We start from the raw sequence: 25,283 nt of genomic DNA, 5'->3' as shown, positions 1-25,283 counted from the left end.
GTGCTCGTCGAGTGGGGCCGTTGTCCGAAACGGTAGTTCCCGCCCGGGCGGGAACGCCGGTATTTGCATATTCAGGGCCGTTGCGGGAATGTGCCGGCCAGGCAAATGCAAAAGTTGAGTGCCAGATACGGCTGTTGATTGGTATGCGGCTGACCACCGACATTTGGCCCGAGCATCTGTGGTGAGAAGCTGCCGCCGGCGGTATTGGCGGTGGTGAAGGGGCCGAAGTTGGCCGGGATCACCAGCGCATCTCCCGGGCTTGGCGTGCCTGATCGATTGGCGGCCGTGGGCTGGTTGTAGACGTTCACCGTATGGTTGTGCTGCGGTATCTCGGTGGATACCAGGGCCACGTTTTCCTGACCAAACGTTTCGCCCACGTCGTAAAATTGCAAGCCGGGACCTTGCCCGGCCATGCAGGCGGCCTGACCCTGCAGGTTGGGTAGACCGTAGTTGCTGGTGCCATTGCCGCCATAGTTGGTGCCAAGCAATGAAAAAAGTGCCGTGTTCTGGGATATCGGCATGATCTGGCCGGCACACAACGCCCAACCGCTTGGCGCGAAATTGAAGCCGTAGAGCTGGATTTCGCCGGTAAAAGAATCGGTCATGATGCATTCCCCTGAATGGTTGCGATGCCTGGATGATTTAGGACTGGGAAGGGTAAACGCCATACAGGGCAATGCAGAACCGCATCGTCAGCGTGGGCATGCGGTTTTCATGAGGCTGGTTGCCACCGGCGAAGCTGACCATGGTGTTGGCAATGTTTATGGCAGTCAGGCCGGTGATGCTGTTTGTATAAAGCGCATCGCCGCTGATCGAGCCGAGCTCCACGCTGCCGCTTGGAACACCCGTGCTGGCCCCGGCGGTAGTGGCCGACATCGCATGAGTATGCCCGGCTAATTGCTGAGGTGTCAGCGTGACGGACTCATTACCGGCTCTCTGGCCGAGCACATAGGTGCTTAACCCATTGCCGGTGCCATTGTGGATAGGCAGGCGCCCGCGCATATCGGGCAGGGCGAAGGTCTGTACACCATCACCGCCGAAGGCGGTGCCGATCAGAGAGTACAAGGAATCGTATTCGGCAATCGATAGCAGGCTGCCGTCACAATCGTTCCAGCCATTTGGCGCGTAGGTATAGGGCATCAACCGGATTTCGCCAAGATAAGGGGTTGTCATTGAGCGATCTCCAGGGTCAGTTGCGCGAAGGGAAAATGCCGTTCAGCGCGATGCAGAAATTCAGCGCCAGGTAGGGCTGCAGGTTCGGATGAGGCTGGTTCCCGCCGCCCTGGCTCACCGTGGCTTGATTCAGCAGCACCTGTTGGGGTGCCCCGCCCGCATTGGCGTAAATGCTGGTGCTTCCCGTGTTGCCGTACAGGCCATTGGCGGGACTGCGTGCCGCGGCGCTTGCCGTGCTGTAGGCGGCTACGTGCATATGCGGTGGAACCTGCGAGTTGATCAGCGAAACGTTCTCGGTGCCCGCGACCTGGCCGATGGGATACATCGACCCCGAGGGAGCTGTTCCCATGCCTATCGGCGTCCGCGATTGCAGGTTCGGTAGCATGAAGGTGGTGCTGCCGTTTCCTCCGTACGTAACACCCAATAGCGAAAACAGCGCCTGGTTCTGGCTGATCGACATGGTCTGGCCGTTGCATTGCGCAAAGTTTTTTGGCGCGAAGTTGTACGGCGTGAGCATGATCTGCCCAAGAAAAGCCTGTGCCATAAATTCCCCCTGGTGGACGCGCGGCCGTTCTCGGTCCGCAGCGTGTTAAATACTCTGACTTAGCAACGGTAGCTTGACAAGCTATCTGTGCGGCGCGTCACAATACACCACTCCAAAAATCCGGCGTAGTATCGCCGGGACGGATGATTGGCAACACTGCCGGCCAAGGAAATGCGGCAGGAAAAGGGGACGGCTTAGGGAAGCCGTGACAGTTCGAATCCGGTAGACAGCAGCGCGCGCCAAGCAGCGCCTCTCTCTTTTGCCGAATTCGTGCATATAGGGGAAACAGGGATCATGCATTACCACCCGTCGCCGTCGCGCATCCTTGCGCGCGCCATGTCGTTTCTGCGCTCGCCGCGCGCCTGGGCGCTGATACTTTCATTATTCCTGCTGCTACCCCATGTGGCCCAGGCTGCCAGCTGCCCGGATCGTACTGTCCCCGACGCCAATACCGTTCCTTCGACATCGCCGATGGCATCGGGCGGCAGCATCGTCATTGACGCAAGTGCTTGCGATCCTATCGGGATCGGCATCAATCCGCTCGACACCGCTACGCCAAACGGTCATGTGACAGCGGATGCTGTCCATGCCAAGTTGACGTATACAAACAATGGCAACGGTGCAACGACGGACAGTTTTGACTTTCCTGATGCCGACAACGTAACTCACCACGTCACCGTCAACATCGGCCCTGCTACCTCGCCGATTGCGGTGTTTCCCGCATCGATCGTGACGCCGCGCGTGGGTATCGCCTACTCCCAAGCGTTGAGCGCATCGGGCGGCGCGGCTCCCTATACCTTCACCGTGACAGGCACGTTGCCAGGCGGCCTGACGTTGAGTGGCAACATCATCAGCGGCACTCCCAACCAGGCCGGTTCATACAGCTTCTCCATTACGGCGACCGATAGCGCCAGCGTGACGGGGACGAAGAGCTATCCGGTCATCGTTCCCAATCCCAGCCTGACGATACCCAGTCTGCCGAACGCCACCGTAAACTCGCCATACAGCCGCACGCTGTCGACGTCGGATGGTACGGGGCCGATCACGTATACGCTGGAGTCCGGCACCTTGCCGGCTGGCCTGTCGCTGATCGGCGGCGTTATCAGCGGCACGCCAACGGTCGTGGGCACCACCAACTTCACCATCCGCGCGACCGATAGCAGCCCAGGTCCCGGCGGTCCGTATTTCACCTTGAACAATCTTTCGATCCAGGTGACGAACACCCCGCCGACAGCCGGCCCGGTGAGCGCGACGGTTGCCTATGGCAGCTCAGCCAATCCGGTCACCCTTAACATCACCGGCGCCACTGCAACATCGGTAGCGGTGGGTACGCAGGCCGCGCATGGCACGGCCATTGCCACCGGTACCTCGATCACCTATACGCCCACGTCAGGCTATGCCGGCCCGGACAGCTTTACCTATACGGCAACCAATGGCGCGGGCACATCGTCGCCGGCGACCGTGACCATCACGGTGAGCCCGCCGACGATTACCTATACGCCGACTTCGCCGCCCTCTCGCGCCGCGGGCGTGGCTTATAACGAAAGCGTTGCGACCGGCGTGAGCGGTGGCAAGTCGCCCAATACCTATGCGCCGACGACAAGTCTGCCGCCGGGCTTGGCCATGGCCTCCAATGGGACGATCACCGGCACACCCACGGCCGTGGGTACTTTCGTCATCCCGGTTCGTGCAACCGACAGTTCAACGGGCACCGGCCCGTTCACTTCGGCACCGGCCAATGTCACCCTGACCATCAGTGCGCCGAGCCTCACGATTGCGCCGACCACCCTTCCGGCCGGCACGTTCAATGCGCCGTACAGCCAGACGATCACGACATCGGGTGGCACGGCTGCATACAGCTACACCGAGACAGGCGCATTGCCGAACGGCATCACGCTATCCTCCGGTGGCGTGCTCAGTGGCACGCCGACGCAGGCGGGCAGCTTCCCCATCACCGTGCAGGCGAACGACTCGACCACGGGACCTGGCGCGCCTTATCACACCACGCAGGCTTACACGCTGACCATCGCCGGGCCGACGATCACGCTATCGCCGGCAAGCCTCCCCAATGCAACCGTGGGCACGGCTTACAGCCAGACGTTGTCCGCTTCCGGCGGCGCGGGGTCGTACACGTTCAACGTAAGTGCCGGTGCCCCTCCCACCAACATGACGCTGGCCGCCAATGGCACGCTGTCGGGTACACCGTCGGTGGCGGGCGATTTCAACTTTACCGTGCAAGCCACCGACTCCGACTCGTTTACCGGTAGCCGGGCCTACAGCATGCACGTGGCGGCGATCGCGCCCGGCGCGCCAACCAACGCCAGTGCGACGGCGGGCCAGGAACAGGCCACGGTAAGCTTTGACGCTCCGACGAACACCGGTGGCGCACCGATCACGGGCTATACCGTGACCTCCAGTCCCGGTAACAAAACCGGTACCGGCACCGCCAGTCCGGTGGTAGTGGCTGGACTGCTTGACGGCACGATGTACACCTTCACTGTGGTGGCCAGCAACTCGGCAGGTCCCGGTCCGGATTCGGATCCGTCCACCCCGGTGACGCCGAAAGGCACGCAGACGATTACCTTCGCCACCCCCCCCTCGCAGAACTTCGGTACGACGCCGACGCTGACTGCGTCGTCCAGCTCGGGCCTGCAGGTAGCTTTCACCTCGGCCACGCCGCTCGTTTGCACCGTTGCCGGCGGCACACTGACCTTCTTGTCGTCGGGCATCTGCATCATCAATGCAGACCAGACAGGCAACGGAACCTATCTGGCTGCTGCCACGGTCACGCAGCAATTCCAGGTGAACGCCGTCGTGCCGGGCGCGCCGACCATCGGCCCCGCAACCGCGGGCAACAGGCAAGCGTCTGTTTCGTTTACCCCGCCGGGCAATGTCGGTGGTGCGACGATCACCGGCTATACCGTGACCTCCATTCCTGACAGCCTCACTGCCACCGGTACAACCTCACCGATCACGATCACCAACTTGACCAACGGAACGCTGTACAGGTTCACGGTGACGGCGAACAACTCGGCCGGTCCCAGCGGCACGTCGGGTGAGTCGAATCCGGTTACACCGCAGGAGCCGCAGACGATCAGCTTTACCAATCCGATCTCGGTGAACTTCGCCACATCGCCGCAGTTGAACGCCAGCGCGACGTCCGGCCTGCAGGTGAGCTTCACGTCCACTACCCCGAACATCTGTACGGTCACCGGGCAGGGCGTCCTGACGACCAAGGCGCCGGGCCAGTGCAGCATCAATGCCGACCAGAGCGGCGACGCTGCATGGCTTGCCGCATCGACCGTGACGCAGTCTTTCACCATTGCGGTGCCCGGTGGTGCGGTGAGTTTCTCGAGCGGGGCGACGTTGCCCTCGGCCACGGGTGAGGTGCCCTACAGCTACACCATCACCGCTACGGGTGGTGCGGCACCGTACGTGTTCACGATGACGGGCGGCAGCCTGCCGACTGGGCTGACTTTCTCGAACGGTGTTATCCAGGGTACGCCGCTGGCCGGTGGTACTCCGTTCAACATCACCGTGCGCGTGACCGACCAGGCCACGCAGACTGCGGACCAGGCGTTCCAGCTGACGGTCAATGGGCCGTCCATGACCATCACCCCGGCCACCGTGCCGGGCGGCACCGTTGGCCATGCGTATTCGCAGGTATTGTCCACCAGCGGTGGCGTCGGGCCGTACTCGTACGCGGTGACATCCGGCGCGCTACCTGGCGGGCTCTCGTTGAGTTCGACCGGGACGCTGACCGGCACGCCGACGGCGACCGGTAACTTCAACTTCAGCGTAGCGTCCACCGACTCGCACAACTTCCAGGTTGTCCAGGCCTACAGCGCGGCCATCGGCCAGCCAGCGCCAATCGTGGTCAACAGCACCGCGACGGTGAACGCAAACGGTTCACAGAGCATCCCAGTTACCAACGGCGACACCGGCCCCATCACCAGCCTGGCGATTACCCAGCAGCCGGCGCATGGAACAGCCACCGTCAATGGGCTGACTATCGTCTACACCCCGGCGCACGACTACTTCGGTAGCGACTCACTGAAATACACCGCGACCGGCCCGGGTGGTACGTCGAGCGTGGCCACGGTAACGATTACCGTGGTGCCCGGCTCGGTGCCCACGGCGGCGGCGCAGAGTGCGACCGTGCTGGCCGGCAAGGCGGTCACCATCCAGGCCGCAAAGGGTGCGACCAACGGTCCGTTTACCGCGGTCACCCTGGTCAATACACCTTCCTCTGGCACGGCGGTAATGCAGGGTACGGACATCGTCTACACCGCCGATCCGAATGCGTCGGGTACGTTCGGCTTCGACTTCACGCTTAGCAACGCCTTCGGTGCATCGCAGCCGGCGCACGCGACGATCACGGTCAATGCCCGCCCGGTGGCGCCGAACCTTACCGCTACGACGGTGGCCGGCACCACGGTGCTGGTGGACCTGACCGCCACGGCGCACGGCGGGCCGTTCTCCGATGCGAAGGTGGTGTCGGTCTCCCCGGCCAATGCGGGTACGGCCACGGTGCAGGCGGCCAGCGGCGGTTACAAGCTGTCATTCACCGCGGCACCGGCCTTCGGCGGCATGGCGCAGGTCAGCTACACCTTGACCAACGCCTATGCCACATCGGATCCGGGCACCGTGAGCATCAACGTGACCTTGCGCAGCGACCCGTCGAAGAACGCCGAAGTGCTTGGCGTACTCGATGCCCAGGCCGATTCCGCCCGTCGCATGGCGCTGGGCCAGATCAACAATTTCCAGCGCCGCCTGGAGGCCCTGCACAGCGGTAGCCTGGGTGGTTTCAGCAACGGCGTGACCTTTAGTTCGGCCAGCAGCCTGTCCGCCAATGGCATGCCTCGCAGCGGCATGCCTGGCAGCAGCGTGTCCGGCAACGGCATGTTCGGTAGCAGCATGCCGGGTGATCGCAGGATCAGCGGGCCGTACGCCGGCGACGACGAAGGAAACGGCTTGTTCGTGGCGCCCGCTGGCCCGCGTTCGGACGCTGCGCCGAATCAGGGCGCAGGCAACAGCGCCAGCAATGGCTCACCGGGTGGCTTGTCGGTGTGGACCGGCGGCGCGGTGAACTTTGGCAAGATGCTGCCCGGTAGCAGCGACGACGGCATCGACTTCACCACCTCGGGCCTGAGCATGGGCGCCGACAAGCAGGTGACGGAGAAGCTGGCGCTGGGTGCGGGCCTGGGTTATGGCCACGATGTATCGGACATCGGCCAGCACACCAGCCGCAGCACGGTCGATAGCTACAACGTGGCGCTGTATGGAAGCTACCGCCCGGCCGAAGCGTTCTACGCCGATGCCCTGGTCGGCTACCAGTGGCTGTCGTTCGACGCCCGCCGATATGTCACCGACAACGGCAACACGGTGCATGGCAGCCGCGATGGCAAGCAGTGGTTCGCTTCGTTCTCGACGGGTTACCAGCACAGTGCCCAGGGCATGATGCTCACGCCCTATGGACGCCTGGATATTGCCCGGGCGAACCTGGAGGGCTACACCGAAACGGGCGATGCCATCTACTCGCTGAAATACCAGGGCCAGGACGTGAACACCTCCACGGCCACCGTGGGCGTGCTGGCGCAGTGGTCGGCCAAGCGCGACTACGGCACCTGGGCACCGCAGCTTCGTGCCGAGTTCGGGCACGACCTGCAAGGCTCCAGCCAGGCTTCCATGCGCTATGCGGATCTCTTGAACGGCCCGACCTACCAGGCCACCCTGCAAAGCCAGTCACGCAACCACACCATGCTGGGTGCGGGTGTGGCATTGCAGACCCTGCATGGCTGGATGCTGCGTTTCGAATACCAGAACTACCTGGACAACACGAGCCGGGACAACCAGTCGATCCTGCTGGGTGTGGAGAAGAAGTTCGGCCCGTAAGGGTTGGTGAAAGCGCTCGTCCGGTAGTTGGTCCGGGCGAGCGCGAGTTGGGCCCGACGCCGGATGGCTCGGGAATGCTTCCCTGGCCTGGATAAATAGACCAGGCTCCCCGGACTGCGCGCACGTGTGCCGTTCGACTGAGGCAGTCGACCGATGTGTCCGAGCCCAGGCGCCCACAGCGCGCCGCGATGCCCCTGGGCTTACTCCTCAATCAGCTACGCGATCACATGATCTTCAGGGAAATCCTGCCGCGGCGCCGTCGCGATCTTGCGGTGTGCCTTGTACCTTAAGGCAGCAGCGAAATCCTGCCTTTAGGAGTTGTTGCCCAAGGAATTCAACATGAACGGAATCAACCGAGGACGCTTTCGTGATCAACGAACACACCGCCAGAGTCGCTCCGCGCGTACTCAGCATCGCAACAAGCAATCCCGGCCAGCCCTATACAAACGAGCAACTGATAGAACTGTTTGACATCAATGACAGCAAGTTGGTCAATCACTTTCGAAACTCCCGGATCAGCAGGCGGTATCTGACACTTCCACCGGCTGGAACGGATGGGCGAGTGGGATCCGAAAGTAGCGCGGAGCTAGCCGCCAAACACAAGCGCGAGGCGGTGGCCGCGGGTGCCGAGGCGACGCTACTCGCACTCGAGGCGGCGGGCCTCAAGCCCCATGATCTGGACTATATCGCTTGCGTAACCTCGACCGGTTTCCTGTGCCCCGGATTGTCCGCGCTTCTGGCCAAGGCGCTGGGCCTGCGTCCGGACGTGCACCGCCTGGACGTCGTCGGCATGGGCTGCAATGCCGGGTTGAACGGTATGCAACCGGTGGTCAATTACTGTCGCCTCAATCCAGCAAGGCACGGTGCGCTGGTATGCGTGGAGATCTGCTCGGCATCTTACGTATTCGATGCCACGATGCGTACGGCGGTGGTCAATTCATTGTTCGGCGACGGCGCCGTCGCGGCGGTTTTCGGCCCGCACGGACCGTCGACGCAAACCGGTCCTGAAGTGCTCGATTTCTGCTCATACGTCATGACCGACCACATAGACGCGATGCGCTTCGATCATGTCGATGGCAAATACTCGTTCTTTCTCGACCGCGACATTCCCAACGTGATCGGCGCGAACGTAAGGTATCCGATCGACTCATTACTCGCGAAGAACGGCCTTAGGATGCGCGACGTCGCACACTGGATCATCCACTCCGGCGGCCGCAAGGTCATCGACGCGATCAAGTTCAATCTCGGCTTGTCATCTCATGCGCTGCGACACACCGAAAGCGTGCTGGAGGATATGGGAAACCTCTCATCGGGCTCGTTCCTCTTCTCACACCGGCGGCTCCTGCAGGAACAGGTGGCCGAACCTGGCGACTACACGGTGATGATGACGATGGGACCAGGGGCAAGCATTGAATGCTGCCTGGCCCGTTTCTGAGGCCGCAAGGCGCACCCTGAGAGCGTAATCAAGTATTCATTCATGGAGGATTGGACAATGGACTTACAGCGCGGCACGAAATCGGATGGGGTCAAACCTACGTGTATGGGCGACGACGATGCGGGCATCGTGCGGCTCGTCGGAGAAGGTGACGGGACCACGCCATCGATATTGAGTGATCGATTGAGCGCGGTACTGGACCGGGTTGAGGACAGTGGCCGTGCCGCACTGCTGGCACTGCAGGATTTTTGTTTGGGCGACGATACCCACATGCACGATCGTATGGAGATCGGCGAGCACCGGCATCTGGAAGTGCAAATACGGCGTATGGAATCACTGCCGATCGTGAGCGTCGCCCATATCGATGGGCTGTGTATCGGAGCGTCGTTCGAGTTGGCAGTGGCAGCGGACTTTCGCTTCGCCACCGCCGAAGCCGGTTTCAAGTGCCCCCAGGTGCGCAACGGATATCTTCCTGGCCTGAGCGTAAACCGCCTGCCACGCCTGATCGGTGCCGGCATCTCGCGCAGATTATTGCTGCTCGGCGATACGTGGGGTGTGATAGACGCCGAAGAAGCCGGTTTGATCGACGGCGTGTTGAGCGCAGATCAACTCGAGGAACACGTCCGCGAGCTAGCGGCGAAGCTCCCACAAGACGAAGGCGTCGCTCTTCAGATGTGCCGTCGCCTGATCGGTGAAGCTCAGAACACCGATTACGATGCGGGTCGTGGCCATTTCATGGCTGCACAGAACCGCTGCTACGATGCCTTGGACGAGCGCAAGTGACGATTGATCTGACCCGGGGCCGATCAGGAAGAGCCCGGTAGGAATTCCCGGCCGGGGGGTCAGCAGAGATTCCCCAAGCGGGCTCGGGGTATAGGGTTTTCTCCATCTATCCCTCCCTGGTCAGGCTGGTCAGCCGTCGAGTCAGGATCGTTGGGACTATCCGGCCCGGGGGAGTATTGATGCTGCAGCGCGGTTCGATGAATACTCGGCCATCACCGTCGCTGCGTCCAGCCATGACTGAATTGCTTTCCCCCGATACGCTCGTCCCGCAACAGCTTGATTACGCGCTGACCCTGCCGGCCCGCTTCTATACCGATACGCGCATGCCAGCGCTGGATGGTTCGGCCATCTTCGCTCGGAGTTGGCAACTGGTATGCCATCAATCACAACTGGCTGGCGTGGGCGATCACGTCGTCACCGAAATTGCCGGGCTACCCTTGCTGATCGTGCGAAGCGACATGTCAGGCATCCGCGCTTTCCACAACGTATGCCGGCATCGTGCGGGGCCGATCGCCAGCTGCGACGGAAAGGGTGCAAAACATCTCCGCTGCCGTTACCACGGCTGGACCTACGGCCTGGACGGCGTGCTGCGCGGCGCGCCGGAAATGGGCCGTACGCCGGATTTCAACCCGTCGGACATCCGGCTTCCGGAGGTTCGCGTACACGTGTGGCAGGGCCTGGTGTTCGTCGCCATGGGCGAAGCGCCACCGTTCGATGAATTTGTCGAGGGCATCGATGAACGCCTCGGGGCGCACCGGGCGCTGCATGGTTACCAGTTCCATCATCGTGCGAGCTACGAAGTTGCCTGCAACTGGAAGGTTTATGTAGATAACTACCTGGAGGGTTATCACGTACCTCACATCCATCCGGGCTTGAACAGCCTGCTCGACTACCGCAGCTATATCACCGAAACCGCCCGGTGGTATTCATTCCAGTTCAGCCCGCTGGAAAGCGGCGACGATCTCTACGGCAGCGGGGAGGCTTTGTATTATTTCCTGTATCCGAACGCGATGTTGAACATCCTGCCGGGACGCTTGCAGACCAATCGTGTCCTGCCGCTTGGTGTCGATCGTTGCCGGGTAGAGTTCGACTTCTATTACACCCCCGACGACACACCTGAAGCCCAGGCGCGGCGTGCAAAAGACATTGCATTCAGTGACGAAGTGCAGGATGAGGATGTCGCCATGTGTGAAGACGTGCAGCGCGGTCTTGCCTCAGGTTCGTATGAGGCCGGGCGATTGAATCCATTACGCGAGAATGCCGTGCATCATTTTCATGAAATGCTGCGCCGTGCTTACCGCGATTCGCTCGCCATCGCATGAGCGCCCCTCAGCGGTCGCTCGGGCTATGGATGCTTATCGCACTGGTTATCGGCAATATTATCGGGTCAGGGGTTTTTGTTTTACCGGCGGCGTTGGCGCCTTATGGTGCTGCGAGCTTGCTCGGATGGGGCATAAGCCTGGGTGGCGCACTGATGCTGGCCCTGGTCTATGCCCGGCTGGCGCACATCATCCCCAATCATGGAGGTGCGTACGCCTATGCGCGACGCGCATTCGGTGACCGCGTCGGTTTCATCGTGGCGTGGAGTTACTGGGTCTGCGTGTGGTCGGCCAATGCGGCCATTGCCGTGGCATTTGCCGGCAGCCTGGGTTCCGTGTGGCCGGCGGCAACGCTCACGCCATTGCGCAGTGCCTTGTGCGCGTTGGTAGCGTTGTGGATCTGCACGACCATCAGTCTGGCCGGCGTGCGCGAAGCCGGGCGCACGGCGATCGTGCTGACGTTACTCAAGCTGGTGCCACTGGTCGTATTTGGCCTGTTGGGGCTGGGTTGGGTGCATGCGAGCGCTTTCGAACCCTTCAATTCCAGCGGTCGCCCCCTGGTAAGCGTTGCCTCGTCCGTTGCTGCATTGACTTTGTGGGCGTTCCTTGGCCTGGAAAGCGCCACCGTGCCGACCGATGTCGTAATCGATCCACAACGCACTGTCCCTCGCGCCACCATCATCGGCGTGACGATAGCGGGGCTGGCGACCATGCTGGCCTGCACCGTGGTCATCGGTATGCTTCCCGCTGACGTACTGCACACATCGGCCGCGCCCATGGCCGAGGCAGCGAGGCGGGTTTGGGGCAACCTAGCTGGTATCGGGATTGGTGTCGTCGCCACGGTTTCGTGTTTTGGCGCACTCAACGGATGGGTGCTGCTGCAAGCGCAGACAACGCTTGCAGCTGCGGAAGATGGCTTGTTTCCCAAGTGCTTCGCCCGGCTGGATAAACGCGGGACACCATGGATCGGGCTGTTGGTCAGCAGCGTGCTTGCCAGTGGGCTGATTGCCTCCAATTACAGCCGTACATTGGTGGCGTTGTTCACCTTCACCATTTTGCTGTCTACCGCGGCGACACTCGTTCCTTATCTGGTAACCGTGCTTGCATGGTGGCGGATTGACACGACGGCCAGGCGATGGCGGCGACTGGTTGCACTGGGCGCCCTGGCCTTCAGCGTATGGGCATTGATCGGTACAGGGGCCGAAACGTTGCTGTGGGGTGCGGTGCTTTTGCTCGCCGGACTGCCTATCTATTTATGGCAACGTTATGCGGTGAAGTAACCCGTGGCGGAAACCACTCAGGCGTCCGGTTGCTCCCGCATATACCGCGTCGGCGGCAATCCGACATGGCGGGTAAATGCGACGCTGAAGGCGCTTTGGGAGCTGTAGCCGACGTGCTGGGCAACCTCGGCGACATTACCCTCTTTTCGGCGCAGCAGGTTCTTGGCCAAAGCCATACGCCAGGCGAGCAGATACTCCATCGGGGCGACTCCGAGCGCGCGGTTGAAACGCTCGAAGAACGCTGAACGAGACAGTGCCGCCTCCTTCGCCAACTGGGCGATCGTCCATGGTCTGGTCGGGCTTTCGTGCATGCGTCGTATTGCCATGGCAACGCGTTCGTCGGCAAGTCCGCGCACGAGCCCGGGTGATGCCGTGGTGCCTGCCGACGAGCGGAGTACTTCGATGAGAAGAATCTCCAGCAGACGGGTGAGGATGACTTCGCGTGCCGAACGCCGCTCGTGGAATTCATCTTTCACGAGCTGCACGAGAGTGGCAAGGCGCGGCTCGCCCCGCACATGGATGAGTCTGGGAAGGAGCGATACCAACAGGCTCGCGTCGGGGGAGCCGAAGGTGCAGTGGCCCACCAACATCCGCAGGTCGGTTGGGCCATCCTGGTCGCCGACCCTGAACTCTCCGGTGGCCAGCGCAACAGGCGGTGTTTCGGCAGCCCCTTCCGAGGGAGCGGTGAGGCTGGACATCGCGACACCGTAAGCCGCAGGGACCAGGATAAAGTCGCCCGACCGAAGTTCGATCGCCTCGTGCCCGTCGACGACCAGACGGCATGCGCCCTCGAGGAGCACACAGTAGAAGGGCTGTCCTGCGTCCGAACGGCTGACGCGCCACGAGCCGGCGCCGACGACGGCCTTCGAGAACCGGGCACCGGGCTGCAGCAAGGTGACGACCTCAGCGAGTGGATCGACCATATCCGGACTCCTGCAAACAACTCTTGGACTTTCAATTATAGATCGTCCGGTCCCGGGAGCCTATTGTCTTGGTATGGCAAACCAACACGAGGACTCCCCATGAAAACCATTCTGATCACCGGATGCTCATCCGGCTTCGGACTCGAGACGGCCAAATACTTTCTGGATCGCCACTGGAAGGTCGTCGCCACGATGCGCAAGCCGCGCGAGGATGTACTGCCCCGTTCCGAGCACCTGCGCGTCATTGCGCTTGACGTCACCGATCCGGAAAGCATCCGGCAAGCCGTCCAGGCCGCAGGGCCGATAGACGCCCTGGTCAACAACGCAGGCTTCGGTGCCGCGTCGCCTGCCGAGGCCATTCCGATGACGACGGTACGCGAGATTTTCGAAACCAATACCTTCGGCACCATGGCTTTGACTCAAGCCGTCCTGCCGCAATTCAGGCAACGCAAGGCCGGTGTCATCGTGAATGTAACGTCGAGCGTGACCTTGAAATCGATTCCCTTGATTGCTTCGTACACGGCGAGCAAGGCGGCAGTAAACGCGTTTACCGAGTCGATGGCACTGGAACTGGAGCAGTTCGGCATACGCGTGCGCCTGGTGCTGCCGGGGCGTTCACCCGAGACCCGCTTCGGGGATAACGCGCGCACCCACGCCCAGGGCCTCGATCACGAGGCTTATGCCGATCTGGTGAAAAGTGTCTTCGCGCGTCTTGAAGAAACGGGACCGGTCACGCATGCACAGGACGTGGCGGAAGCCGTGTGGCGCGCGGTGAATGACCCCTTGAGCCCCATGCGAATTCCTGCCGGTGCCGACGCGGTGAACTGGGCCCAGTCGGTTTGACCCTGACCCGGCAAAAGCTGCCTGGCTAAGGCACCAGACTCGTTCGAGGGTATCGTATTCAATTCGGTGGAGGTATCAAACAGCAACACATTCGAGGAGACATTCCATGAAAGCGATAGTGGTGACGGACCAGGCGGCGGGAACGGCCGGGATGAAGCTGGTGGAGCGGCCGGAGCCACAAGCTGCGATCAACGACGTCGTCGTCCAGGTTTATGCGTCGGGATTTGTCCACACTGAACTGGCGTGGCCTTCGACATGGACCGATCGCCTTGGTCGTGACCGAACACCATCGATCCCCGGTCACGAGCTGGCCGGCGTGGTCACCGCGCTGGGTTACGGCACGACGGGACTGTCGGTGGGACAGCGGGTGTTCGGCCTCACGGATTGGAGTCGCGACGGCACCCTGGCGGAGTACGTGGCCGTCGAAGCGCGCAATCTCGCACCGCTGCCGGGCGATGTCGACTTCACGGTGGGCGCGAGCCTGCCGATTTCGGGTCTGACCGCGTGGCAGGGACTATTCGTGCATGGCCGCCTTCGGGCGGGGCAGAGCGCCCTCGTGCACGGCGCGGCTGGCGCAGTCGGGTCGATCGTGACGCAACTGGCACGTGAGTTTGGCGCCCATGTCATCGGTACCGGACGTGCCGCCGATCGTCAGAAGGTGCTCGATTTCGGCGCGCAGGAATTCGTCGATCTCGACAACGATGTCCTGGAAGACGTCGGCGGAGTCGACCTGGTGTTCGATGTCATCGGCGGCGACATCGGGAAGCGGTCCGCGGGCCTGATTCGAGCCGGAGGAACACTGGTGTCCGTGGTCGGGCCGAGCCAGGCGCGGCCCGACCACGGCCTGGCAATCGACTTCGTCGTCGAGTCCGACCGCGCGCAACTGGGTGAGATCGTCCAGCGGGTGCGGGACGGACGACTGCGGACGAGCATCGGCACCGTCTCTACCCTCGACGATGCCGTCGCCGCCTTCAATCCGACCCGGCGGATCAACGGGAAGACGATCATCGCGCTGCGCACATCCGGGTTGTCCTAGACGGCCCAACCTTCGCGATACTCGCGACGCAGAAACTCGTTGGCTGCCGGCGCGTTGGTGATGTGCATGTTCGCCGCGTCGTACTCGATCCTGCCACCCGCGCGAAGGGATACGATGCCCAGCAGCATGACCTCCGTCAGCCGCGAGGCGTATGAGAACGGCGAGGACGCTTCCGCCTTCCCCTTGCAGGCGTCCACCCAGTTCATCTCGTGCGAGGTCTTGATGCGCGCGAACGTCTGGGGAGGCGTGCCCACCGAATCATGCAACGACTGCGGCAGCAGGCGCGGATTCGCGCCGTAGGTCTCGTGGATCAGCTTGCCCTTGTCACCGATGTAGAGGACACCGCCATCCTTGCTCATCTGTCCGGCTCCCAACGCCTGCAGCCCGGGCGGCAGCAACGCGCCGTCATACCAGGTGAGCTTCACTGGCGGCCTGCTGCCGTGTGCCGGGAAATCGTAGTACGTCATCGTCGCCATGGGGTACGACGCATGGTTGAACGGCGTCGAGACGGTCTCCACGGACGTCGGGAAACCCAGGTCCAGTGACCAGAACGGAGAATCGATCAGGTGCGCCCCCATGTCGCCGATGGCACCCACGCCCCAATCCACCCAACCACGCCAGTTGAACGGGTGATACACCGGGTGGTAGTCGACGACGGGGCCGGGGCCAAGGAAGAGATCCCATGCCAGCCCTGCGGGCTTCGGATAGTTGCCGACCATGGCATTGGCGAGCCGATCCATCACCGCGTCCTCGTCCCAGCTCGCGTCGTCCGGCCTTGGCCTGGCTTGCGGACGAGGAATTCCCTGCGGCCAGTAGGCAAGCGGGCGATTCGTCCAGACGTGGACCTCGCGAACATTGCCGATCGCCCCGGCCGCGATGTACTCGTTGATCAACCGGGCATCGTCGGTCGAGTGGCCCTGGTTTCCCATCTGCGTGACGATCTTCGGGTTGTCCTTGGCCTTCCTGGCCAGCATGCGAGCCTCGTCAATCGACCAGGTGAGAGGCTTTTGCACGTATACATGCTTGCCATGGCTCATCGCTGCGCTGGCGATCACCGCATGCAGATGGTCCGGCGTCGCAATGACCACCGCGTCGATGTCCTTTTGCTGCTCGAGCATCCGGCGGTAGTCGGTATAGCGCTTGATTGAACCAAACTTGCTCGAAAGCAGCTTTGTCTGCTCGATCTCATCCTGCAGCTCCTGGCGCTCTTTGGCGGTCTGCGCCTTGTCGAGGCGTGCCTGTGCTTTACCCAGGCTTTCGACCGTCCCGTGAAAGGATTTGTCCACGTAGCGCCAGTCCACGTCGCACATGGCGACGATGTTCTGGCTGGCCAGGGCGCGCATGTTGTGCATGCCCATGCCGCCGACGCCGATGCCGGCAATGTTCAATCGATCGCTGGGCGGTGTATAGCCGGTCCCGCCCAGGACGTGGCGGGGCACGATCATCAACCCGGTGGCGGCGAGGGCCGTGCCGGTGAGAAAGCCGCGGCGGGAGATCTTGAGACTAGCCCCCGTGTCCCCGAAGGTTTCCCCGGCGCAGTGGCCCTGCTTCGTTTCCCCTACTTTCGATTCATCCGTCATGGGCGCTGCAACCTCGGGTTGGATATCGGAATGAACTTGTGAGAATACGCCTACATTTGAGCCCCGTTATGTGACGGCATATTCGGAACGCCAGGCCGACTGCGCCTAAGGGCGTCGAGTATGCGTTCTCATATCCCGGAGCATCCAGGTGACGAATCGTCGTTCGAGTAACCGTCGCGGGTGTGGTGGGCCCACCAGGACTCGAACCTGGAACCAAAGGATTATGAGTCCTCTGCTCTAACCATTGAGCTATAGGCCCGTCGCTTGCGCGGCCGCGTTGCACGGCTGGGAACCCCTAATCTTAGCCGGGCCAATTGGGTGCGTCGAGGGTCGCCGGACTAATCGTTTCGTCATCTTTCCGGGCGTAGGCTCGTGGTTCCTACGAGTGGAGGGACGGCGATGAGTACTGAATCGGTAGCCAAACGGCTGGTGGAGTTATGTCGAGCCGGACAGTTCGAAGCGGCGCAGAAAGAGCTTTATGCCCAGGATGCGGTGAGCATCGAGCCGGAAGGGGCGCCCGCGGGCGCGATGGGTGATGCCAAGGGACTGGACGCCATCTTCAAGAAGGGCGAGGCCTTCCAGGCGGGCGTGGAAGAAATGCATGGCGTGAAGGTGAGCGACGCCGTCGTGGCCGGTAACTGGTTCAGCCTGTCGATGATGCTGGATGTAACGATGAAGGGTCACGGTCGCATGGAGATGGCCGAGATCTGCCTTTACCACGTGAAGAACGACAAGGTCGATCGCGAGCAGTTTTTCTACGACATGGGGTAAGCACCTGAGCGTGCATCTGAGCCAAAACAAAGCCCGCCTCGTGCGGGCTTTGTCTTATTCCATGGCATGATCTTCAATCAACGACCTGAAAACGGAGCGTGGACAGATGCGATCGATCGACAACCACTTCGATCTATGCCTTGCGTATCCGCAATGGCAGGGATCGGGTCGGCACGAAAACCTCGCGCGCGGTGCCGAAGCGGCAGCGGCAGTCTGCGCGCAATACGCACCAAGGGCTCAGGTGCAGGGCGGCGACAGCCACAGTGACGCCGCTGCGTATGGCGTTCGGCGCTGGGAGGCGATCTTTGCACAGTTCCGCAGTGCCCAGGAGATCCTCGCGCGCTCTGGCGCCAGGCGCGTGCTCACGGCCGGTGGCGACTGCGCCGTGGATGTGGCGGTGATCAATTATCTCAATGGCATGCATCCTGGGCTTCGCGTGATCTGGGTCGACGCTCATCTCGATGCCAACACGCCGGCGACCTCGCCCAGTGGCCACTTCCACGGTATGCCAGTCAGCGCAATCCTGGGCCGCGCACCTGAGCCGATGCAACCCTTGATGGGCGCGCCAGTGGATCCGGCGCGTTTCCATTATTTCGGCGCCCATGTCGGTGACGAGGGCGACTGGTCGCTGCAGCGCGAACTGGACCTGAAGCTGCTCGATCCGAAAGCGCCCATCAGCGGCCCTGTCCACATTCATTTCGATCTGGATGTTTTGGACCCGCGGGAATTTCCCTATGTCGCCTATCCCGACGGAAAGCTGCTGATCAACGACGCCATGGCTTTGGTTGGCCGCGTCGCGCGCGACGCCGACATCGTCGGCCTCACCGTGACCGAATTCGCCCCAGCCAATGACGATGAGGCCCGTGAAGGCAGCAAGGTGATTGCAAGGCTATGCCAGGCGGCGAATGAGCCGCGGGCCGTCCCTGGCACATGGCCGACGCATTCTTAGGCATCGGAATTTGTGTTCTCCAGCCACGACCCTGCGGCTCCGACTATCACCTGAAACATCCCATGCCAGAACGGCCGATAGTGCGCCAACGATGCAGCCACCGCTGCGAGGTACCGGTTCGCTCGATATCGTTGGCGCTCAGGGGAGTAATGCAACACTTCCATCGCTTTGAGCAACTTTGCGTCCAGCTCGAGCATGCCGGGGCGATGTATATTGATGAGATCACTGAACAGCTGTGGTCCTGTAAGGCGGAGTACTTCACGGACGTACGCGTTCAGCTCTCCGCTATCGGCTTCACCCGACTTACGCCATGGCCGTGGTGAGGAGAAAATGCCAGTAGCCTGCAAGCGTATCGCCGATTCCGCCAGCATGCTCATCAACAAGGCATTGCCTGCATGGCTTGCGAAATGGCTCTGACAGCAGCCAGAAAGGCCGTACTTGGGTGCGGAATAGCAGGCGCCGACAAGTAAATCGGCTGGAGTGGCCTTGGGGCAAGCCTCGAGTGGTATCTCGTTTGCAAGAAGATCGTCGACATCGAGATAAACCCCGCCGTAGGCATGGACGAGATAAAGGCGAAGCAGGTCGGATGCCGCTCCGTAGTTGCGCGCCGCTTCCCCCAGGAATTTCTGGTAATAGCGAAACACTGGATGTGTCACGAAGTCCGCAAAGCACGGCTGTTCGCGAAGGTTGAGGACGGTTATCCACGGCACCTGGCCAGTGAGGCGTTTCCGTAAGTCGTCCAGAAGCGAAGTGCTTGCCACGTCCGCGTGCACGATCGTACGGAACCCGGGTGTGCGAAGCGCATTGATAACTACCCGGCGCACAAGGGGTTCGGGCATGGTCGTATGACCCACCCAGACGAAGTGGAGAAATCGCGGTATCTCCGTGGCATTTTTGGGTACGGCCGGAAATGCGGGGAGTTCGATCTGACGGACACGTGAGTTATCAGCCAGTCCAGGAAGCGGCGTTGAAAGACCGCCGTCCGCTGCAACGGCACGCCAGACACTCAGGTCGATGTCAAAAGTTACTTCTGTTTCACGCCCGTCGATAATCGCAGTATCGACGCCAGAGAGGTCATCGATATGGATTCCAGTGACGGGTATGGTCAGCTGAAAGTACTGCTCGCAAACGTACTGCATGGCATCCAGGCCGTGAAGGTGTGAGCAGCAATCCTAGGCAGTAAGGTCATCAGCCGCATATGAGTATCGCTCTTTCCATGCGGATGGCTGTCTGCGGACGAAAAAAAACCCGCTGAAGCGGGCTCTTTTCCTTGTTCTTACCGCACTGTTATCAATCAATATCAAGGAACGACCGCAGCTGCTCCGACCGGCTCGGATGACGCAGCTTGCGCAGCGCTTTCGCTTCGATCTGGCGAATCCGCTCGCGGGTAACATCGAACTGCTTGCCCACTTCTTCCAGCGTGTGGTCGGTATTCATATCGATGCCGAAGCGCATGCGCAGCACCTTCGCTTCCCGCGGGGTGAGGCCGGCCAGGATGTCGCGGACGGTTTCCATCAGGCCCGTTTCCGTCGCCGATTCGATCGGTGAGCTGGCGTTGGTGTCCTCGATGAAATCGCCAAGGTGTGAATCTTCGTCGTCGCCGATCGGGGTCTCCATCGAGATGGGTTCCTTGGCGATCTTCAGCACCTTGCGGATCTTGTCCTCGGGCATCTCCATTTCCTTGGCCAGCTCTTCAGGCGTCGGCTCGCGGCCGAACTGCTGCAGCATCTGGCGGGAAATGCGGTTCAACTTGTTGATCGTTTCGATCATGTGCACCGGGATACGGATGGTGCGCGCCTGATCGGCGATTGAGCGGGTGATGGCCTGGCGAATCCACCAGGTAGCGTAGGTGGAGAACTTGTAACCGCGGCGGTATTCGAACTTGTCCACGGCCTTCATCAGGCCGATGTTGCCTTCCTGGATCAGGTCGAGGAACTGCAGGCCGCGGTTGGTGTACTTCTTGGCGATGGAGATCACCAGGCGAAGGTTGGCCTCCACCATTTCCTTCTTGGCGCGACGGGCCTTGGCTTCGCCCACGCTCATCGCGCGGTTGATGTCCTTGATGTCCGTCAACGGCAGGTACAGCGTGCGCTCGATGGTGGCGAGTTTTTCCTGCTCGCCGTCAATGGCTTCGCGATAGGTCTTGATGTTCGGCGACCACTTCTGGCGCTTGCGGCCGAGCTCGGCCGCCCACTCCAGGTTGCCCTCGTTGGAGGGGAAGGTCTTCAGGAATTCCGCGCGCGGCATCTTCACCTGCTTGACGAAGATGTCCATCAGCACCCGCTCGTGGAAACGGATGTCGTTCACCACCTCGCGCAGCTTGCGCACGAAACCATCGATCAGCGCGGAAGGCAGCTTGAGCTTCAGGAAAGCCTCGGCCATCTGGTCGCGGATCTTCAACACCTTCTTGTCGTTGATCTCGGCCTTCGGCGCGGCCTTCTGGAACTTGCCGCTAAGCGTGCGCAGTTCTTCCATGCGGCGCTTGACCTCTTCGGGATCGGGGCCGGTAGGACCGGCTTCCTCTTCCTCGACGGCGTCGTCGGTTTCTTCCTCGTCGCCTTCTTCCACCGGCGGGGCGTTCAGCGCGGCCTCGGCGGCCAGGGCTTTCTCCTGGTCGGCCAGTTCCTCAAGATCGGCGAAACCGGCCAGGATCTCGGACAGGCGGCGCTTGCCTTCCAGGTGCTGGTCGTATTCCTCCAGCAGCAGCTGGATGGTGAGCGGGAAGCTGGCCAGGGCGGTCTGCACCTGGTTCAGGCCTTCCTCGATGCGCTTGGCGATGGCGATTTCACCTTCGCGGGTGAGCAGCTCCACCGTGCCCATCTCACGCATGTACATGCGGACGGGATCGGTGGTGCGGCCGACTTCGGCGTCAACCGCCGAAAGCAGGGCCACGGCTTCTTCGGCGGCGGCTTCGTCGTCGCCCGTGGCGCCCGGCGAGGCGCCATCGGCGATGGTGTCGGTGTCCGGGGCGGCGTCGTGTACTTCGATGCCGACGCCCTTGAGCACCGCCATGATGTCTTCGATCTGCTCCGGATCGACGATGTCGTCGGGGAGGTGATCGTTGATTTCAGCGTACGTCAGGTAGCCCTGTTCGAGCCCCTTGGAAATGAGCTGTTTGATTTCCGACTGCTGCTCGTGGGCTTTGCTATTCATTCCGACCGCCGCTATCTGCATGACTAACCATTATACCAATATGGTGATTTTATGACCAGTATCAAGAACATGGGCGGCCGGACAGGTACGCAAGAATCACGCCATGTCGTCGGTTATCCACATCCTTGGCGCGGGCAAGTTCACCGGCGAGGCCTGGCGCCACGGTTATCGGCCGGAATCAGCGGACCTCCAGATGGAAGGTCACGGGGCCGTCGTTGCTCAGGTGAACCATCATATGGGCGCCGAACCTGCCGGTTTCCACCCCCGGATGGGCAAGTCGCGCCAGGTCCACCAGGCGGTCGAACCATAACCGGCCCTGTTCGGGGGTAGCCGCTGACGTAAAGCTCGGCCGCATGCCCTTCCGGGTGTCGGCGGCAAGGGTGAACTGGCTCACCAGCAGCAGGCCGCCAGCGGTATCGGTAAGGGATCGGTTCATTTTCCCGGCCTCGTCGGCGAACACCCGGTAACCGAGCAAGCGTTCGACCATGCGACGGGCCTGCGCTTCGCCGTCGCCGGGCTCTACCGCGACGAGGGCAAGCAGGCCCGCGTCGATGGCGCCGACGGTTTCACCTTCCACGTCGACACGGGCTGAACTGACACGCTGGATGAGGGCAATCATGCCTGCGAATTTAGCCGCAAGCGGCGCCGGGTTACCATGGGCGGATGCGTCCTGATATCTACCTCGTCTACCTGTTGTTGCGGCTTTTCAGCCTGTTTCCGCTCAAGGCCATGCACCGGCTGGGCGATGCCATCGGCCGCCTGTCGCTGGCCATGCACAGCAAGGCAGCGCGTCACACGGCGGTGAACCTGAAGTTGGTGCGCCCGGCGCTTGACGCCGCCGCACAGGCCGGATTACTGAAGCAGACCATGGAAGAAAGCGGCCGCTCGCTCACCGAAATGGCCAATATCTGGGGCGGTGGCGCGCAGAAAGCGCTGGGCCTGGTGTGCGAGGTGCGCGGCCTTGAGTTGTTCGAGGCGGCGATCGCCAGCGGCAAGGGCACGATCATCGCCGCCCCCCACCTGGGTTGTTGGGAGCTGCTGAACTATTGGCTATGCAGTCGCACGCCGATGGCCATCCTTTACCGGCCGCCGCGGGTGGCGGCGGTGGAAACCCTGTTGCGCAAGGTACGCGGCGCGCTGGCACCTGAGCAGGTGCGCGCCGAAGGTGCCGGCGTCCGCACGCTCTACAAGCGCCTGGCCGCAGGCGGGACGGTAGGCATCCTGCCCGATCAGAAACCCCGCGCCGGTGAGGGCGAATTCGCTCCGTTCTTCAACGTGGAAGCGTTGACCATGGTGCTGCTGCCGCGGTTGGCCGCGCGCACCGGCGCAACAGTGCTGTTCAGCTTTGCCGAACGCTTGCCCGATGGCGAGGGGTTTCGCATTCACATCCTGCCGGCACCCGAAGGCCTTGCCGCAACCGACCTCAAGATCGCCTGCGCTGCGCTGAACAAGGGCGTGGAACAGTGCGTGGAACTGGCTTTTACGCAATACCAGTGGCATTACAAGCGCTATAGCGCCGACGACCGCCCTTCGCCGTATTCGCGCCGGCACCAGGCCGGCTAGCGCACCAGGCGCCGCAGGAATACCGTCATTTCCTTTTCGGCCTGCCTGTCGCCGCGGCGCTGTGCGGCGGCGATCCCGTGCTCGTAGCTTTCGATGGCGGCGGCCGTGTCGCCGGCGCCGGCTTGTGCCTTCGCCAACACCTTCCAGGCCGCGGAGTAGTCCGCGTCGAAGACAACGGCGCGATGCAGATGAACGATCGCCTGGGCGCTGTCGCCTTCCTCGAGCAAGGCCGAACCCAGCGAAAACCGAAGCAAGGCACCATCGCGTGGGCCATCGACTTGCTTGCGCAGGGCGTCGACGCGGCTCATTTGAGGACTTTGTAGCGCCAGTAGCCCGGGGGATAGATCAACGTGGCGGTAACGGGCTCTGCCGGCTGGTGGCCCTGGCGCAGGGCGGCCAGCGCATCGGCCTTCCAGATCACCAGGAAGTCCGAGCGGAACGGCTGCACCAGTTGGGCATAACGAAGTTCGTCGGCGTCGAGCTTGGTGCCGTAGGTCACCACCAGGCCGTCGGGATGGGCTCTGGCGAAGTCGAAGAGTTCCTGGCCCTCGCGAAGCCGCGTGACCGGCTTGTCCATCCGGCCGGCGAAGTGGAACTGGCCCTCGTAATAGGCAAGGTTACCCACCGCCTTGCCCTCAGCCTGTGCGCGGCCCAGGTACACCGCCGCGGGCGAAAGATCGAACCGCTGCCAGGAGCTGAGCGTGAACAGCGTATTGAGCGCCAGCGTGCCCACCAGCCCGGCGATGGCAAGGCGGCGGGTTTCGCCCCGGCCGCGCAGCAACAACAACGCACCCAGGATGAAATAGACGATGGCGAAATACCGGCTATAGCGGGCGAAATCGACGAACCAGGAATCGTGTGCGCGGCCGCTTTCCACCAGGTTGGGCAGGATGAACATGCCCACGGCTACCGCGAATCCTCCCAGCGCCAACGGCCAGGTGCCCAGGGCGTAATTGAAGGCAAGATCCGGTCGTTTCTCGCGGAAGCTCGATACCGCGCCTGCCACCAGCAAGGCAAAACCGGCATATTCAGGCAGCGGGTAATAAGGCTGCTTGCCGCTGATCGCCGAGAAGCACACGAACACAGGCACGATCCAGCACAACGCAAAGCGCACGCCAGGATCCAGCGGGCGACGCAGGCTTGCCACGGCCGCCCAGGCACGCGGCCAGCCAATGATCGGGAACAGCAGCGCCGGCAACCACATGGCGTAGAACCAGAAGGGTTCGGCATGGTCGAAAGCATCCACCACGCGGCCGGCGGTCTGGGTGAAGAACAACCGCTGGCGGTAAGCCTCTCCGCCGCTGAAGCCCGCCGGCAGCGCCCAGCACAACAGGACGGCGAAGCCGCCCAGCAGCGCCAGCGCACCGCGACCGTACCATCGGCCGCGGTTCGCGCGCGCCCAATCGCTCCACAACGGGCCCAACAGCCACGGGAACACCACGTGCAGCAACATCACCGGGCCCTTGGTCAAGAGACCCAGGCCGATGCACAACGCGAAGAAAAGCCATCGCGGCTCGCTGCGGCCGGCGCGCGGGGTAAGGCACAGCAGCGCCGCCAGCACCCACACCGCCAGCAGCACGTCGTACATGATCTGCAGGCCGAAGAAAAACGCATAGGCCAGTGACATCAACAGCCAGGGCGCTGCCTTGGCCACCCAGGCGCGATTGGGAAACAGGCGGTGGGCCAGCACTGAAACCAGCACCAGCTCTGTGCCGCCGTAAATCACTTCCAGGATACGCGGCCAGATGTCGTTCACGCCCCACGCCAGCCAGCCGGCGTGGATCATCCAGAACACCAGCGGCACTTTTTCGCTGTATGGCTCGCCATTGTTGTGCGGTACCAGCCAATGGTGCTGGTTCCACATTTCCCACGCCACGGCCAGCGTCCGCGTGGAATACATTGGCATCGGGCCATGGGAGAAGACCCCCACCAGGGCCACGATGGTCCAGACAGGAAGCCACGGCCACAGGGCGCGGAGATGTTCGCGGCGGGAAAAGCTGCTTGGCTGCAAGGGCGGGAGTCCGCTCGAGTTGGAT

Annotated in this window: 20 protein-coding genes and 1 tRNA gene; 10 read left to right on the top strand and 11 right to left on the bottom strand. The window is 62.2% G+C overall.

Annotated features, from left to right (window positions below):
• Nucleotides 1-71: 71 nt before the first annotated feature.
• From VGM61_RS11960 to VGM61_RS11950, 3 genes are read right to left on the bottom strand one after another with little or no spacing between them, the layout of a single operon-like run.
• The gene (locus VGM61_RS11960) at nt 72-605 is read right to left on the bottom strand and encodes a phage tail protein (protein WP_331523046.1); all 534 of its coding nucleotides are present in this window, start codon (nt 603-605) and stop codon (nt 72-74) included.
• 37 nt (nt 606-642) lie between these two features.
• Complete coding sequence (locus tag VGM61_RS11955) at nt 643-1,173, bottom strand: phage tail protein (RefSeq protein ID WP_331523045.1); 531 nt, start codon at nt 1,171-1,173, stop codon at nt 643-645.
• 16 nt (nt 1,174-1,189) lie between these two features.
• Nucleotides 1,190-1,717, bottom strand: coding sequence for a phage tail protein (locus VGM61_RS11950; protein ID WP_331523044.1), 528 nt, complete (start codon nt 1,715-1,717; stop codon nt 1,190-1,192).
• Between the two features lie 294 nt (nt 1,718-2,011).
• On the opposite strand from VGM61_RS11950, the gene VGM61_RS11945 reads away from it, so the two are divergent.
• The 5 genes from VGM61_RS11945 to VGM61_RS11925 all read left to right on the top strand — a co-directional run bounded on the left by VGM61_RS11945 (nt 2,012) and on the right by VGM61_RS11925 (nt 12,429).
• Entirely contained in the window at nt 2,012-7,612 is a 5,601-nt protein-coding gene (locus VGM61_RS11945; protein WP_331523043.1) for a putative Ig domain-containing protein, read from the top strand.
• A 367-nt stretch (nt 7,613-7,979) separates the two neighbouring features.
• Nucleotides 7,980-9,047, top strand: coding sequence for a 3,5-dihydroxyphenylacetyl-CoA synthase DpgA (gene dpgA / locus VGM61_RS11940; protein WP_331523042.1), 1,068 nt, complete (start codon nt 7,980-7,982; stop codon nt 9,045-9,047).
• A gap of 57 nt (nt 9,048-9,104) precedes the next feature.
• Nucleotides 9,105-9,830: an enoyl-CoA hydratase/isomerase family protein gene (locus tag VGM61_RS11935; protein ID WP_331523041.1), complete on the top strand. Its 726-nt coding sequence runs from the start codon at nt 9,105-9,107 to the stop codon at nt 9,828-9,830.
• A 233-nt stretch (nt 9,831-10,063) separates the two neighbouring features.
• Nucleotides 10,064-11,152, top strand: coding sequence for an aromatic ring-hydroxylating oxygenase subunit alpha (locus VGM61_RS11930; protein ID WP_331523040.1), 1,089 nt, complete (start codon nt 10,064-10,066; stop codon nt 11,150-11,152).
• Complete coding sequence (locus VGM61_RS11925; RefSeq protein WP_331523039.1) at nt 11,149-12,429, top strand: amino acid permease; 1,281 nt, start codon at nt 11,149-11,151, stop codon at nt 12,427-12,429. The genes VGM61_RS11930 and VGM61_RS11925 overlap by 4 nt, the downstream gene beginning before the upstream one ends.
• Nucleotides 12,430-12,446: 17 nt before the next feature.
• On the opposite strand, the gene VGM61_RS11920 is transcribed toward VGM61_RS11925, so the two are convergent.
• Entirely contained in the window at nt 12,447-13,352 is a 906-nt protein-coding gene (locus VGM61_RS11920) for an AraC family transcriptional regulator (protein WP_331523038.1), read from the bottom strand.
• A 99-nt stretch (nt 13,353-13,451) separates the two neighbouring features.
• Here VGM61_RS11920 and VGM61_RS11915 point away from each other — a divergent pair, with 99 nt between their 5' ends.
• Both VGM61_RS11915 and VGM61_RS11910 read left to right on the top strand, forming a co-directional pair.
• Complete coding sequence (locus VGM61_RS11915; protein WP_331523101.1) at nt 13,452-14,195, top strand: SDR family oxidoreductase; 744 nt, start codon at nt 13,452-13,454, stop codon at nt 14,193-14,195.
• Between the two features lie 106 nt (nt 14,196-14,301).
• Nucleotides 14,302-15,231, top strand: coding sequence for an NADP-dependent oxidoreductase (locus VGM61_RS11910; RefSeq protein WP_331523037.1), 930 nt, complete (start codon nt 14,302-14,304; stop codon nt 15,229-15,231).
• On the opposite strand, the gene VGM61_RS11905 is transcribed toward VGM61_RS11910, so the two are convergent.
• Together VGM61_RS11905 and VGM61_RS11900 are read right to left on the bottom strand one after the other, a co-directional pair.
• Nucleotides 15,228-16,811 carry a Gfo/Idh/MocA family protein gene (locus VGM61_RS11905; RefSeq protein ID WP_331523036.1) on the bottom strand — a complete coding sequence of 528 codons (1,584 nt, stop codon included), beginning with the start codon at nt 16,809-16,811 and terminating at the stop codon, nt 15,228-15,230. The two genes, VGM61_RS11910 and VGM61_RS11905, sit on opposite strands and share 4 nt — an antisense overlap.
• A gap of 183 nt (nt 16,812-16,994) precedes the next feature.
• Nucleotides 16,995-17,070: transfer RNA gene (locus tag VGM61_RS11900), tRNA-Ile, on the bottom strand.
• Between the two features lie 140 nt (nt 17,071-17,210).
• Here VGM61_RS11900 and VGM61_RS11895 point away from each other — a divergent pair.
• Both VGM61_RS11895 and VGM61_RS11890 read left to right on the top strand, forming a co-directional pair.
• Nucleotides 17,211-17,582, top strand: a complete 372-nt coding sequence (locus VGM61_RS11895) for a SnoaL-like domain-containing protein (protein WP_331523035.1) — start codon at nt 17,211-17,213, stop codon at nt 17,580-17,582.
• 106 nt (nt 17,583-17,688) lie between these two features.
• Entirely contained in the window at nt 17,689-18,531 is an 843-nt protein-coding gene (locus VGM61_RS11890) for an arginase family protein (protein WP_331523034.1), read from the top strand.
• Here the strand turns inward: VGM61_RS11890 and VGM61_RS11885 are convergent.
• The 3 genes from VGM61_RS11885 to dtd all read right to left on the bottom strand — a co-directional run bounded on the left by VGM61_RS11885 (nt 18,528) and on the right by dtd (nt 22,303).
• Complete coding sequence (locus VGM61_RS11885; protein WP_331523033.1) at nt 18,528-19,670, bottom strand: glycosyltransferase; 1,143 nt, start codon at nt 19,668-19,670, stop codon at nt 18,528-18,530. The two genes, VGM61_RS11890 and VGM61_RS11885, sit on opposite strands and share 4 nt — an antisense overlap.
• A 151-nt stretch (nt 19,671-19,821) precedes the next feature.
• Nucleotides 19,822-21,684, bottom strand: a complete 1,863-nt coding sequence (gene rpoD, locus VGM61_RS11880; RefSeq protein ID WP_331523032.1) for an RNA polymerase sigma factor RpoD — start codon at nt 21,682-21,684, stop codon at nt 19,822-19,824.
• 178 nt (nt 21,685-21,862) lie between these two features.
• Nucleotides 21,863-22,303 (bottom strand): D-aminoacyl-tRNA deacylase, encoded by a 441-nt coding sequence (gene dtd / locus VGM61_RS11875; RefSeq protein ID WP_331523031.1) that lies wholly within the window; start codon nt 22,301-22,303, stop codon nt 21,863-21,865.
• Nucleotides 22,304-22,347: 44 nt separating this feature from the next.
• Here dtd and VGM61_RS11870 point away from each other — a divergent pair, with 44 nt between their 5' ends.
• The gene (locus tag VGM61_RS11870) at nt 22,348-23,247 is read left to right on the top strand and encodes a lipid A biosynthesis acyltransferase (protein ID WP_331523030.1); all 900 of its coding nucleotides are present in this window, start codon (nt 22,348-22,350) and stop codon (nt 23,245-23,247) included.
• On the opposite strand, the gene VGM61_RS11865 is transcribed toward VGM61_RS11870, so the two are convergent.
• Together VGM61_RS11865 and VGM61_RS11860 are read right to left on the bottom strand one after the other, a co-directional pair.
• Nucleotides 23,244-23,555, bottom strand: a complete 312-nt coding sequence (locus VGM61_RS11865) for a hypothetical protein (RefSeq protein ID WP_331523029.1) — start codon at nt 23,553-23,555, stop codon at nt 23,244-23,246. The genes VGM61_RS11870 and VGM61_RS11865 overlap by 4 nt on opposite strands.
• Nucleotides 23,552-25,258 carry an ArnT family glycosyltransferase gene (locus tag VGM61_RS11860; RefSeq protein ID WP_331523028.1) on the bottom strand — a complete coding sequence of 569 codons (1,707 nt, stop codon included), beginning with the start codon at nt 25,256-25,258 and terminating at the stop codon, nt 23,552-23,554. Before VGM61_RS11860 ends, VGM61_RS11865 begins: the two co-directional genes overlap by 4 nt.
• Nucleotides 25,259-25,283: the final 25 nt, after the last annotated feature.

The sequence above is a fragment of the Pinirhizobacter sp. genome (assembly GCF_036499745.1).
Classification (GTDB): Bacteria; Pseudomonadota; Gammaproteobacteria; order Xanthomonadales; family Rhodanobacteraceae; genus Pinirhizobacter.
This window is presented reverse-complemented; position numbering and strand designations above follow the sequence as displayed.